The following is a 13364-nucleotide window of genomic DNA, read 5'->3' as shown; positions in this document are numbered from 1 at the left end:
GGTGGTGACATTAATGGCTGATGCGCCTAAGTTGCAAGGTACAGAAAGACTTGGAGAGAGTTATTATAAAATTAATATGGGGATTGATAATGCTAATGAAGCGTTAAAAAAATCTCTTCAATCAGAAAAAATCTCTAATAACGCTATTAATACAGCTAATAGTGCGGTGAATACTGCCAATACAGCAGAAACAAAAGCTAATTCTGTACAAGAACAGTTTGATCAAATAGTTATCGAAGGCTCTATTGATCCAGAAACCAAGCAAGCAAGGGTAGACAGTGAAGGAAAAACGTTTCCGACCCTCAAAGCTAGAATTGATGACGGACAAAAGAAATTGGATACGTTTAAAAAAAGGGCAGAGGTAATAAATACTGCCACTGATACAAAAGGTGCTCTTGATGTAGCCAATTTTGCCGGACAAGGAAACACAAATGCTCCAATTGGTTTCGTTTATCATCACTACACTGAAGGGGGAGTATATCAAATTGACAATGTCGGTGAAGCTAATACAATCCTTACCCTTAAAAATGCTAATAATTCAAATAGAAGACCAGATAAACCGGCTAATTTCGTTGGAAGCGGGAAATTTTTAGCGCTTCACGAACATGACGCTAGCGCTGGGTATTCAAAAGAAATATTCTATATTTCAAAAATTGGCGAATTCATTTGGACGGGTGTAAAAGGAATTGCTACATTTATTCAAAATAAAGTAGACGATGCTACTTTTGCATTTCGATTAAAAGTTAATAATGCTCATGCGTATGTCTTGGCTCTTACGAATGGAACTAATGACATCTTAAATATCAACAATTCGGTCAACAAGACAAGAGTAGACATAGTATCACCACCCAGCCAAACCAGTGGGATGATGTTTGAAGCGAAGGCAGGAAATATGCGTGTTATCCCAAAGGATGGATTTTTTAAGGTGATTGGTGATCTTAGAATTGGAGACGGTTCGACTTGGAAAAACATACAGTACATCGAAAGTGGGACAACTTCACAACGCCCAACGATTGCAAGAGTTGGACAACGCTACTTTGATACTGATCTGAATAAGCCTATTTACAGAAATAAAAATAATAACGGTTGGATCGATAGTAATGGAATAGGTGTATAATTTTTATTTTGAAAGTAGGTGATACATTGCTAAAAATCTACAATAAACAAATGCAACTCAAGGCTTATCTTGAAAATGCATATAATATAAAGTACAACCCGCCACTCAATGAACTTTGGACGGCGGGTTTTTCATTGCCATTTACTGATCCAAAGCGAGATGAAATTGAAACGTTTGATTATGTGGAGATATTTGATAACGGTAAACGTATTGGTATGTTCCGTATTATGGACAGCGAGGAAGAAAGGGAAGTACACGAAAAAATAATAACTTATGACTGTGAGCACGTTTTATCCACTTTAATGGATAGCGTGCTTTTTGGTTATCACGAAAGAATTAATTTAACTACAAGGCAGAACATTGAGTACCTCCTTAGTAAACAAAGAATCAAGCATTGGACACTTGGTCAATGTGATTTCACAAAATATTTTTCATATAGTTGGGAAAATGAAGATACGTTATTAGGTCCGATATATAGTATACCGAAACCGTTTGATGAAAAGTTCCAATGGACTTGGGATGATTCATCTTATCCCTGGACTTTAAACATTGTCCGATATTCTGAAGAAATTACGGGTGAACTTCGATACCGGAAGAATATGAAGGGCATTAAGCGGAAAGTAGAAGCTAAAGATGTTATGACAAGGATTTACCCGCTTGGTTATGGTGAGGGAGTTAATCAGCTCACAATCAAAAGTGTTAACAACGGTCTTCCATATATTGATGCTCCTGATTTTGTCAGAGAGTTGCATGATGGATTTGATTATATTTGGGTAGATAGAAAATTCGAAGACCCAAAAACTCTTTACGCTTCCGCTCAAGCAATGTTGTTAAAAGCTTGTATGCCAAAGATCACATATGAAATTGATGCAATTGATTATGAGTTAATTGATCCATACAAAATAGAAAAGTATGAGACTGGCAAGTTAGTACGCTTGTATGATGAGGATTTTAATATATTTGTTGACTTACGAGTAATGGACCGCCAAAAAGATGACGTCACCGGAAATCCTCTTGATGTAAAGCTTGTATTAGAAAATAAGGTAACTGATTTAGGGACAATACAAGCGGATATTGAGAAGCGACAGAAAGTCAACGAAGTGTATTCTCAAGGGACAACTAATATTGATAGTCAACCTTTCCAAGACAATTGCGATCCAGAACATCCGGCTATTATAAGGTTTCAAATACCTAATGATGTTAAGAATGTGAATCAATTGATACTGACATTTGAAACGTTACGATTTAGGGCGTATGAACGGGCGATTAAAGGCGGTGGAGCTGTCGTAGGTTCGACATCTGCTGGCGGTGGGACAGTGTCATCCACGTCCTCTGGAGGAGCTATTGTACAGTCGACGTCTAGTGGAGGTGGTAGTACGCAAACATCAACTAGTGGTGGAGGAAGTGTACAAACGTCTAGTGGGGGTGGAGATCACGTTCATAAAATGTTTCATGGTGGGGGGATTGTTCCTTCTGAACCATCAACTATAGGATTGTACACAGCTTTTTCTGATCCTGGGAGAAATACAGCAGCTTCATTTTATGCAAAAGGAACGGGAGCTAGTCTATACACACATGGTTCTAGTGGCGAGCATACGCATAGCCTAACAATACCAAATCATCAACATTCTATTACTATCCCGGGCCATCAGCACTCTATCAATCTGCCAGATCACCAACACGAGATACACCTGAACCCGCACAGCCATGATATAACATTGCCAGATCACACACATGAAATTGAGTTCGGTATCTTCGAATTATACCAAACCCCATCGAAAGTAACGATTGAAGTGGATGGAAATACATTGCCGTTCGATTCAATAAGGGGACAAGATATTAATTTAATTCCGTATTTAGCTAAGGATAGTGAAGGGAAATTGCAACGTGGTCGTTATGTTGAGATTAAAATTACACCAGATAGTTTAGCTAGAATAAACGCTACTGTTACAGGGCGATTGTTTATCCAGTCAAGAAGTGGCGGTACGTATTAAGATAGATTATTAAAAATATAGAGGGAGATGGAATAGTATGCAAACGATTGGAATTCATACACAAGGCGGATTAAAACACACGGTACAAACCGAAAAATACGATGCACAGGTGCTAAACGAACAATTGAATAGTAATGACTTGATCACCGTGCTTATCGGTGATTTTATTATTCAAAGAATTGATGTAAAACGTATTTTACCAGTCAATTTACCTACTGTGGAAGGAACAACAAAGTTAAAAGTTCATACAAGCGGTGGAAAAGAAATTGAGATTGTAACAAATGATTATGATCCAATTTACTTAAATGAACAATTGAACAATAGTAATAACATTACTGTTGTAATTGGGGATTATATCTTCTCTCGAATTGATGTAAAACAAGTTGTGCTTGTTAAAGGAGAGCCGAAAGAACCAGAACAACCACCTGTAACTGAACCTGAGAAACCGACAGCCCCATTTACACCGCCAAAAAATTGAAGAACCTTCAGGAAAAACTGGTGAGCAAACGGAACCTACAGAGCAGCTATAAGCTGGTCTTTTTATTTTGCCTAAAAAGGAGATGGAAAAATGGAAGATGCAATTTTCAATTCAGTCATTCAACAAGGAGCATTCGCAGGATTATTCGTGTGGATGCTTTTTACCACGCAAAAAAAGAATGAACAACGCGAAACACAGTATCAAGCGGTTATTCAAAAGAACCAAGAAGTTATTGAAGAGCAGGCAAAAGCTTTTGGATCTATTTCTAAAGACGTAACAGAAATTAAACAAAAACTTTTTGAAGGAGATGTTCAATAATGGGACATATTGTAGATATTTCAAAATGGAATGGTAATATTAATTGGGACGTAGCAGCAGGTCAACTAGACTTAGTGATTGCTCGTGTTCAAGACGGTTCCAACTATGTTGACCACATGTATAAGTCTTATGTAGCTTCTATGAAAGCACGTAATGTGCCGTTTGGTAACTATGCTTTCTGTCGTTTCGTATCTGTAGAAGATGCAAAAGTGGAAGCTCGCGACTTCTGGAATCGTGGTGACAAAGATGCATTATTCTGGGTTGCTGATGTGGAAGTAAAAACAATGGGAGACATGAGAGCAGGTACGCAAACTTTCATTGATGAATTGCGCAGACTTGGCGCTAAAAAGGTTGGATTATATGTAGGTCATCATACTTATGAGCAATTTGAAGCACGTAATATTTCAGCGGACTTTGTTTGGATTCCACGTTATGGCGGTAATAAGCCTAATTATCTATGTGATATTTGGCAGTACACTGAAACAGGAAATGTTTCTGGTATTGGTAAATGCGACTTGAATTATTTAATTGGTAATAAGAGTTTAGAGTGGTTTATAGGAGTAGATAAAACAATTGCAACTGGTCAATATGATTCTAGTTGGTTTATAAAACAAGACGGTGTATTAAAATTAAATACATCTATTAAACTTCGTACCGAACCATTCACTGATGCTCCTGTTATCGCTACACTGAATGCAGGCGATGAAGTAAAGTATGATGCATTCGGTTATGAAAAAGATGGATATGTTTGGTTACGTCAAAAACGTTCGGATGGTTATGGCTATATTGCAAGTGGCGAGACTAGTAACGGGAAACGTGTTAGTAGTTGGGGTTCATTTAAATAAAAAGGGCCGGCTCTTAATTGAGTCGGCTTTTTTTTTGTTATAATTGATGATTTTTCATTTTAAATCTTACACTATTTCATATCAATAAATTCATCAATCTTAAAATGTATTTTCGTTCTTTCTTAATTGTTAAAATGGGTATGCTTTCTTTGTTTATAGTGATTCTACCTAATGAAAAAGAAATTATAGATTTATATTTAAATATTTACATTGCTGGAATATAATGATATAGGTGACTGTATAGTTAAATAAATTTATTTTAAAGGGGCCGAATAGTGAAGAGAAATATTTTATCAAAAATTATTATATTAAATTTATTTTTTATGTGTTTTTTTATTAGTGTCTCAAATGCCAAGGCAGAATGGGATAAAACTCCTCCTGTACTAAAGAATATAAAATTTAGTAAGGATGTAGTAAAAGCAGGGGAATCAATGGAAGTATATGTAGATGCAGAGGATGCAGATTCAGGTATAGAAAGTATCTATATTTCATTCTGGAATCCATCAAAGAATAAAAACTTAGATGTATATAATTTTGAACGAGATGAGAAAGGTAGATGGGTAAAAACTTTCGATATACCGGAATTTTCAGAGAGTGGAGAATTAAGTTATAATTTTATAGTTATAAAAGACCGTGCAGGAAATGCATTGTATATAGATAAAGATTGGGATAAATACTCACTTGGGACTTTAAAAGTAGAAGGTCAAACGAAATGGGATACAACTCTTCCTGTACTAAAGAATATAAAATTTAGTAAGGATGTAGTAAAAGCAGGAGAATCAATGGAAGTGTATGTAGATGCAGAGGACGCAGATTCAGGTATAGAAAGTATCTATATTTCATTCTGGAATCCATCAAAAAATAAAAACTTAGATGTATATAATTTTGAACGAGATGAAAAAGGTAGATGGGTAAAAACTTTCGATATACCGGAATTTTCAGAGAGTGGAGAATTAAGTTATAATTTTATAGTTATAAAAGACCGTGCAGGAAATGCATTGTATATAGATAAAGATTGGGATAAATACTCACATGGGACTTTAAAAGTAGAAGGTCAAACGAAATGGGATACAACTCTTCCTGTACTAAAGAATATAAAATTTAGTAAGGATGTAGTAAAAGCAGGAGAATCAATGGAAGTGTATGTAGATGCAGAGGACGCAGATTCAGGTATAGAAAGTATCTATATTTCATTCTGGAATCCATCAAAAAATAAAAACTTAGATGTATATAATTTTGAACGAGATGAAAAAGGTAGATGGGTAAAAACTTTCGATATACCGGAATTTTCAGAGAGTGGAGAATTAAGTTATAATTTTATAGTTATAAAAGACCGTGCAGGAAATGCATTGTATATAGATAAAGATTGGGATAAGTACTCACTTGGGACTTTAAAAGTGGACGGACAAGTGAGTCAAGTAGAGTTAACAAGAGATGTAGAAACCCCAAAATTAGGTCAAGCAATAACTTTTACAGCCAAAGCGACAGGAAGTAGTCAACCAGTATATCAATTTTGGGTGAAGGAAGATGGCAAATGGAGAGTTGTACAAGATTATAGTAAAATAAATACATTTACATACAAGCCAAATAAAACTGGAGAGTATAATGTATCAGTTTACGCAAAAGCGACAGATTCAAAAGGGAAACAAGAATCTTTTAAAGTACAAAGCTTCAAGGTGGGAGAGCAGGAGAAAGTCACAAGTGTAGGGTTAACAAGAGATGTAGAAACCCCAAAATTAGGTCAGGCAATAACTTTTACAGCCAAAGCGACAGGAAGTAGTCAACCAGTATATCAATTTTGGGTAAAAGAAGATGGAAACTGGAGAATAGCCCAAAATTATAGTAAAACAAATGTATTTAAATATACGCCGAGTAAAAATGGTAGTTATAATGTGTCGGTATATGCTAAAGATGCGGATGCAAAAACCAATCAAGAAGCAATAAAAGTGAATGATTTTACAATAAAAACTTCAGAAAAAGTCACAGCTGTAGAGTTGAGTAGAGACATAGAAGCACCAAAATCAGGTCAGGCAATAACTTTTACAGCCAAAGCGACAGGAAGTAGTCAACCAGTATATCAATTTTGGGTAAAAGAAGATGGAAACTGGAGAATAGCCCAAAATTATAGTAAAACAAATGTATTTAAGTATACGCCGAGTAAAAACGGTAGTTATAATGTGTCGGTATACGCTAAAGATGCGGATGCAAAAACGAGTCAAGAAGCAATAAAAGTGAATGACTTTACAATAAAGAATTCAGAAAAAGTCACAGCTGTAGAGTTGAATAGAGACATAGAAGTACCACAAATAGGTCAGGCAATAACTTTTACAGCCAAAGCGACAGGAAGTAGTCAACCAGTATATCAATTTTGGGTAAAAGAAGATGGAAACTGGAGAATAGCCCAAAATTATAGTAAAACAAATGTATTTAAGTATACGCCGAATAAAAGCGGTAGTTATAATGTGTCGGTATATGCTAAAGATGTAGATTCTAAGGAGATACAAGAATCTTTTATATCGCAAGGTATTATAATAAAGTGATAAAGAACGACTCATAGGGGTCGTTCTTTATTATTCATAAATAAAAATGAATGAAGTAAACCTTACGTTATTTCACATCAATAACTTCATCAAGCTTAAATTTTATTTTTCTTTCTTAATTGTTAAAATGGGTATGCTTTCTTTGTCTATAGTGGTTCTATCTAATGAAAAAGAAATGATAGATTTATATTTTAATATTCATATTTTTGGAATATAATGATATAGGTAATTGCATAGTTAAGTAAATTTATTTTGAAAGGGGCCGAATAGTGAAGAGAAATATTTTAACGAAAATTATTATATTAAATTTATTTTTTATGTGTTTTTTTATTAGTGTCTCAAATGCCAAGGCAGAATGGGATACAACTCCTCCTGTACTAAAGAATATTACATTCAGTAAGGATGTAGTAAAAATAGGAGAATCAATGGAAGTGTATGTAGATGCAGAGGACACAGATTCGGGTATTGAAAGTATCTATGTTGCATTTAGGAGTCCATCAGGAGGCGGAAGGTTAGCTGTATATAATTTTGATCGAGATGAGAAAGGTCGATGGGTAAAAACTGCCAATATACCAGAGTTTTCAGAGAATGGAGAATGGGTTTATGATTACATAACTATAAAGGACCGTGCAGGAAATTCATTGTATATAGATAAAGATTGGGATAAATACTCTCATGGGACTTTTAAAGTGGAAGGTCAAACGGAAGTGGATACAACCCCTCCTGTACTAAAGAATATTACATTTAGTAAGGATGTAGTAAAAATAGGAGAATCAATGGAAGTGTATGTAGATGCAGAGGACACAGATTCGGGTATTGAAAGTATCTATGTTGCATTTAGGAGTCCATCAGGAGGTGGAAGGTTAGCTGTATATAATTTTGATCGAGATGAGAAAGGTCGATGGGTAAAAACTGCCAATATACCAGAGTTTTCAGAGAGTGGAGAATGGGTTTACGATTACATAACTATAAAGGACCGTGCGGGAAATTCATTGTATATAGATAAAGATTGGGATAAATACTCTCATGGGACTTTTAAAGTGGAAGGTCAAACGGAAGTGGATACAACCCCTCCTGTACTAAAGAATATTACATTTAGTAAGGATGTAGTAAAAATAGGAGAATCAATGGAAGTGTATGTAGATGCAGAGGACACAGATTCGGGTATTGAAAGTATCTATGTTGCATTTAGGAGTCCATCAGGAGGTGGAAGGTTAGCTGTATATAATTTTGATCGAGATGAGAAAGGTCGATGGGTAAAAACTGCCAATATACCAGAGTTTTCAGAGAGTGGAGAATGGGTTTACGATTACATAACTATAAAGGACCGTGCGGGAAATTCATTGTATATAGATAAAGATTGGGATAAATACTCTCGTGGGACTTTTAAAGTGAACGGACAAGTGAATCAAGTAGAGTTAACAAGAGATGTAGAAACCCCAAAATTAGGTCAAGCAATAACTTTTACAGCCAAAGCGACAGGAAGTAGTCAACCAGTATATCAATTTTGGGTAAGAGAAGATGGTAACTGGAGAATGGCACAAAATTATAGTAAAACAAATGAATTTAAGTATACACCGAACAAAAATGGTGATTATAATGTATCGGTATATGCTAAAGAAGCAGGTTCTAAAGCACAACAAGAAGCAATGCAAGCTCATAGTTTTAAGGTGAAACCTTTAGAAAAAGTCACAGCTGTAGAATTGAATAGAGATATAGTAGCACCAAAATTAGATCAAACAATAACTTTTACAGCCAAAGCGACAGGAAGTAGTCAACCAGTATATCAATTTTGGGTAAAAGAAGATGGTAACTGGAGAATTGCCCAAAATTATAGTAAAACAAATGTATTTAAATATAAGCCGAGTAAAAACGGCAGTTATAATGTGTCGGTATATGCTAAAGATGCGGATGCAAAAACGAATCAAGAAGCAATAAAAGTGAATGATTTTACAATAAAAACTTCAGAAAAAGTCACAGCTGTAGAGTTGAATAGAGACATAGAAATACCAAAAATAGGTCAGGCAATAACTTTTACAGCCAAAGCAACAGGAAGTAGTCAACCAGTATATCAATTTTGGGTAAAAGAAGATGGTAACTGGAGAATTGCCCAAAATTATAGTAAAACAAATGAATTTAAGTATACGCCGAATAAAAACGGTAGTTATAATGTGTCGGTATATGCTAAAGATGCGGATGCAAAAACGAATCAAGAAGCAATAAAAGTGAATGATTTTACAATAAAAACTTCAGAAAAAGTCACAGCTGTAGAGTTGAGTAGAGATATAGAAGCACCAAAATCAGGTCAGGCAATAACTTTTACAGCCAAAGCAACAGGAAGTAGTCAACCAGTATATCAATTTTGGGTAAAAGAAGATGGCAACTGGAGAATTGCCCAAAATTATAGTAAAACAAATGAATTTAAGTATACGCCGAATAAAAATGGTAGTTATAATGTGTCAGTATATGCTAAAGATGTAGATTCTAAGGAGATACAAGAATCTTTTACATCGCAAGGTATTATAATAAAGTGATAAAGAACGATCCTAGATGCCCCATCTTGGCATGAGAGACGTGGCTGGTTCTGTAGATGTAGGATTAGGATTTACGATTGATGCGAAGATAAGTGTGAATGGTTCGTATCAATATAAAGTGCATAATAGTCACTGGCAAGTTTTCTATATTACGGCTAGTGATACGTATGTGAATGTGCGTTAATTTAACGAAAAAGGCCGCCTATTACGGGCGGCCTTTTTCGTACTGTATGTAACATTATTTACTCGTTATTTTTTCGGTTGTCAATTTTGTATGCTCATTTAACCAAATATCTATTAGATTTCGTAATGTAATAGTTTCTATTTCAAGAGGGATTTCACTTTCATCTTCATCATACTTATTAAATATGAAAGTTTTATCTTTTTGAACATCTGCTCCCAAAATATTCGCACTTATTTTTTATGTTTATCTTTTTCTTTAACCCATACTAAAATTAATTCTTTTAGTTCATCGGTTTCGATGTTGCAAGAGTAGTTTTCATCTTCTATATAACGATGGGTAATTTTTGTGAAGTCATTACGTATTTCTAAATCACAACTATTTCCACCTACTTCTAGAAAATCAACTTCGCAGTCCAATACTTTATTTATACGAGATAGCCAAAACACACCGTCACTATTTTGAATATCATTTTCTAAAAATTCCCCTACCAACGATATATTTTCAGGAAGTTTAATCATCAAAAGATTAAAAGGTCCTTGAAAAAATTCATATGTGTATTTCATATATTAAAGATCATCCTCTCAATGGTTAACGTAATGGAAAGGCCGAAATAACACGATTCCTTGAATCAATGAACATCATAATATCTATACCATGTGACGTTCTACCAATGTATCTATTACCTCGTCCAGTATATTCCTTATTATTATAGGCTTCTTTAACTGCCTGTAAAACTTCTACTCTATTCCAATCTTTTGGGAAAAATGAGGATTCAAACTCTTTAGGAATTCCATTAACCTCAACTTCAGCCTTGTATACCCCATGTTCGTTTGGTTCTTCTGTAATCGAGCGAATTTTCCCTTTAGATGGCATGCTTTCATGATGAAATCCACCAGCTTGTCCTCGGCTATTCACGTTTCCATGAAATATATGTTCAACAGAACCATTGTTTTTATAAATGGAATTAGGGTGAGACTTAAATTTATCGAAGAATAAAAAAGTATCTTTGGCTTTATTAAAAGTAGTGTAATCAAAAGATCTTAGATTAAGTGCATTGGTATCGGCAAGAGCAAATTGATTTTTTGGCATTAGAATATTATTCAGCATGTCGACACTTTGCTTAAACTTATCGAAATTTATTACGTTTTTAATACCTTGTATAAAGTTTACACTTTCACTAAGTTTTGAGGTTTTGCCTACCTTTGATACTTTACCTAAATTTGAAATTTTATCTACACCTTTTGTTCCTACAAAGAATTCGGCAATTGCCAATTTAACTTGCATCTCTACATTTCCAACCCATTTAGCTCTACTATTCCAATCTCCATTTACAACATCTTGATCCCAGGAATCAGAAATAGCTTGTTCTACAGCAGCAAATGTTTCGTCGATGTGAGAAAGGGCATACACAGCGCCCTCAACACTATCTATTGGATGTAAAATTGTGTTTAAAATTCCTTTAAGTTCATCTAACACCGCTTCATTTTGCCCTTTTTTGTAGTTATGATATTGCCCGATAATAGGAGTGTTTTCTATCTGGCGAATAAGTTTTTCGTACAAATGATCCATCGCTTCTACGTTATTTTCAACAGTATCTTTAAGTTTATCGAACAACGATTCTTCTATAATACTGGTTTCTTCAGAATGATGTTTTTTTTCTTCTGTAATCGCTTGGATAGAATTCGTCCACTCCATATTCAAGCCTTGTGTACTAAACGTGCCACTTGCAGGATTAAATCCTTTTCCACTTTGAACTTCGGCAAGACCAGTAGCAATACTAGATGCTAGTTGAAGGGCTGTGCTGTAGTTATTACTGGATGTTTGATTAAATTCATATAGATGATTTAACTTTTCTTGAAGTTTATGTCTCATGACAGTAAAAAGATTCGCCATAGCGTCCATGCCTGGTATTGGCATAGTTTGAGTAATGGCTTCCATACTTGCTTTCACTCGGTCAATTTCTCGAATTTGTTCTAATATTTCTTGTTCGATTACATCTGTTGAAGCTACTTGCGATTGAAAATCGTTTGGAAAGGCAGTATTTTGACGGATTAATTCTTCACATAAGTAAATGATTCCTTGTGCTAAAGGACGAAAAGTTTGTACAAAAAATGATTTTGCACTGCTATATGTTTGTCCTTGTAGAACAGTATCAATTGCAAAAGCGTCAATCGACTGAATGGCTTGTTCCATACCTTGTATGGTAGCCGTACATACAGCATTCATGCTTTGAGTTTGGCTTTGTACTTCTCCCAAATACATATTTAAACTCATGCATTGACCTCCCTTGCTAATTGTTGTTGCTGGTAGGATAGGTCGTTTTCTAAATCACTAAGGTCTCGTCTTTCTTTAAGTAATGTTTCTTTTTGGTCTTCTAATTCGAATGTAAGTTTTCGCTCAATGTGTTGTGCTTCTTGACGGATATTCATAAAAAAATGAGATAATTCCCTATCGTTGTGCCAAGTTTCTAAAATGCGGTTAAATAAGTGATTGCTCCGTCTTTTCAATTCGTGAAAATCAGCTTCGGCTTGTTCTTGAGTTCGAATCGCGGATTGATTTCGGTCCTGTTCTTCAAATACACTTCGTAACTTTTGATTTAACTGTTTAATTTGGTTTTCGATATTTTGGTCCATCTTTTTTCCTCCTACCGCTTTATCTTTACGAAGGTGGTCATATTAGCGGAAATTGTTGTGAAGCTCGTGATCCATTCTCTCAAACTCTTTGGCTACCAAATGAATATTATCGACCGCTTGTTGAAAGGCTGCGGAAAATTGTTTCGTCAAATCTAAAGCTTGTTGGTTTGCTTCTTGTGCTTTTGAATTAACAGAAAGTGTAGTACGCGTCGCTTTTTTTATAGAGCGGTTTGTTGCACTTTGTATGGTATCAGAAGCTGACCTCATTTGCGTAGCGATTTGTTGTGCTGATTGAAAATTACTTTGAAATTGTCCCATCATATAAACCCTTTCTATATTTCTATGAACGTATTAAAGAAGAGGAGTGCCTAGTATGGATTTCCATTATTCTATTGTTTTTTAAAGGAACCCCCTCTAGAAAAATATCACGGATATAATTATAACAATAAATGGATAAATTTTCTTTGGGAAAATATATTTTATAACCTGTGTGGTTGTTATAGTTTTCAATAGGTAATTTAGTATAACGTAGAGGTAAAACACTAATAGGAAAGTAATAAATTGGTGTTGATATTTTACAAAAGAATAGTTTTATGAATAAAAATTATTATCTGGTTCTATATGTAGATAATTATATATTGATTTTCATCTTTATAAATGTTAGTGTAAATATACACCGTTTCTTATTTATCTATGAGTACTGTCTGTAGAACGAATAGAA

11 protein-coding genes and 2 pseudogenes are annotated in these 13364 nt (G+C 34.7%); 8 read left to right on the top strand and 5 right to left on the bottom strand.

Annotated features, from left to right (window positions below):
• The first annotated feature begins 13 nt into the window (after window positions 1-13).
• The 8 genes and pseudogenes from GD442_RS18080 to GD442_RS18045 all read left to right on the top strand — a co-directional run.
• Window positions 14-1117, top strand: a complete 1104-nt coding sequence (locus tag GD442_RS18080) for a hypothetical protein (protein WP_086407723.1) — start codon at window positions 14-16, stop codon at window positions 1115-1117.
• Window positions 1118-1167: 50 nt separating this feature from the next.
• Window positions 1168-3111 carry a phage tail spike protein gene (locus GD442_RS18075; RefSeq protein WP_086407824.1) on the top strand — a complete coding sequence of 648 codons (1944 nt, stop codon included), beginning with the start codon at window positions 1168-1170 and terminating at the stop codon, window positions 3109-3111.
• A gap of 37 nt (window positions 3112-3148) precedes the next feature.
• Window positions 3149-3589: a hypothetical protein gene (locus tag GD442_RS18070; protein WP_086407722.1), complete on the top strand. Its 441-nt coding sequence runs from the start codon at window positions 3149-3151 to the stop codon at window positions 3587-3589.
• Window positions 3590-3679: 90 nt separating this feature from the next.
• On the top strand, window positions 3680-3907 hold the full coding sequence (locus GD442_RS18065; protein WP_086407721.1) for a BhlA/UviB family holin-like peptide: 228 nt from the start codon (window positions 3680-3682) through the stop codon (window positions 3905-3907).
• Window positions 3907-4752 (top strand): GH25 family lysozyme, encoded by an 846-nt coding sequence (locus GD442_RS18060; RefSeq protein WP_086407720.1) that lies wholly within the window; start codon window positions 3907-3909, stop codon window positions 4750-4752. Before GD442_RS18065 ends, GD442_RS18060 begins: the two co-directional genes overlap by 1 nt.
• Before the next feature lie 275 nt (window positions 4753-5027).
• The gene (locus tag GD442_RS18055) at window positions 5028-7292 is read left to right on the top strand and encodes a triple tyrosine motif-containing protein (RefSeq protein WP_159365137.1); all 2265 of its coding nucleotides are present in this window, start codon (window positions 5028-5030) and stop codon (window positions 7290-7292) included.
• A 269-nt stretch (window positions 7293-7561) separates the two neighbouring features.
• Window positions 7562-9826 carry a triple tyrosine motif-containing protein gene (locus GD442_RS18050; RefSeq protein ID WP_159365136.1) on the top strand — a complete coding sequence of 755 codons (2265 nt, stop codon included), beginning with the start codon at window positions 7562-7564 and terminating at the stop codon, window positions 9824-9826.
• Window positions 9827-9841: 15 nt separating this feature from the next.
• Window positions 9842-10010 (top strand): annotated as a pseudogene (locus GD442_RS18045) (N-acetylmuramoyl-L-alanine amidase); the annotation flags it as partial.
• Between the two features lie 54 nt (window positions 10011-10064).
• Here the strand turns inward: GD442_RS18045 and GD442_RS18040 are convergent.
• From GD442_RS18040 to GD442_RS18020, 5 genes and pseudogenes are all read right to left on the bottom strand, one after another.
• Window positions 10065-10247: pseudogene (locus GD442_RS18040) on the bottom strand (hypothetical protein); the annotation flags it as partial.
• The gene (locus tag GD442_RS18035) at window positions 10241-10573 is read right to left on the bottom strand and encodes a hypothetical protein (protein WP_086407682.1); all 333 of its coding nucleotides are present in this window, start codon (window positions 10571-10573) and stop codon (window positions 10241-10243) included. The pseudogene GD442_RS18040 and the gene GD442_RS18035, both read right to left, overlap by 7 nt.
• Before the next feature lie 25 nt (window positions 10574-10598).
• Window positions 10599-12284: an EndoU domain-containing protein gene (locus GD442_RS18030; protein WP_086407681.1), complete on the bottom strand. Its 1686-nt coding sequence runs from the start codon at window positions 12282-12284 to the stop codon at window positions 10599-10601.
• Window positions 12281-12643 carry a DUF3958 family protein gene (locus GD442_RS18025; protein WP_086407680.1) on the bottom strand — a complete coding sequence of 121 codons (363 nt, stop codon included), beginning with the start codon at window positions 12641-12643 and terminating at the stop codon, window positions 12281-12283. Before GD442_RS18025 ends, GD442_RS18030 begins: the two co-directional genes overlap by 4 nt.
• A gap of 42 nt (window positions 12644-12685) precedes the next feature.
• On the bottom strand, window positions 12686-12961 hold the full coding sequence (locus GD442_RS18020) for a TIGR04197 family type VII secretion effector (RefSeq protein WP_140348535.1): 276 nt from the start codon (window positions 12959-12961) through the stop codon (window positions 12686-12688).
• Between the last annotated feature and the right edge of the window lie 403 nt (window positions 12962-13364).

Source organism: Bacillus sp. A260 (genome assembly GCF_009861435.1).
Classification (GTDB): Bacteria; Bacillota; Bacilli; order Bacillales; family Bacillaceae_G; genus Bacillus_A; species Bacillus_A cereus.
This window is presented reverse-complemented; position numbering and strand designations above follow the sequence as displayed.

Coding starts and splice junctions, on each gene's coding strand:
- GD442_RS18080 (WP_086407723.1), top strand. CDS start 14: ATGGCTGATGCGCCTAAGTTGCAAGGTACAGAAAGACTTGGAGAGAGT.
- GD442_RS18075 (WP_086407824.1), top strand. CDS start 1,168: ATGCAACTCAAGGCTTATCTTGAAAATGCATATAATATAAAGTACAAC.
- GD442_RS18070 (WP_086407722.1), top strand. CDS start 3,149: ATGCAAACGATTGGAATTCATACACAAGGCGGATTAAAACACACGGTA.
- GD442_RS18065 (WP_086407721.1), top strand. CDS start 3,680: ATGGAAGATGCAATTTTCAATTCAGTCATTCAACAAGGAGCATTCGCA.
- GD442_RS18060 (WP_086407720.1), top strand. CDS start 3,907: ATGGGACATATTGTAGATATTTCAAAATGGAATGGTAATATTAATTGG.
- GD442_RS18035 (WP_086407682.1), bottom strand. CDS start 10,573: ATGAAATACACATATGAATTTTTTCAAGGACCTTTTAATCTTTTGATG.
- GD442_RS18030 (WP_086407681.1), bottom strand. CDS start 12,284: ATGAGTTTAAATATGTATTTGGGAGAAGTACAAAGCCAAACTCAAAGC.
- GD442_RS18025 (WP_086407680.1), bottom strand. CDS start 12,643: ATGGACCAAAATATCGAAAACCAAATTAAACAGTTAAATCAAAAGTTA.
- GD442_RS18020 (WP_140348535.1), bottom strand. CDS start 12,961: ATGGGACAATTTCAAAGTAATTTTCAATCAGCACAACAAATCGCTACG.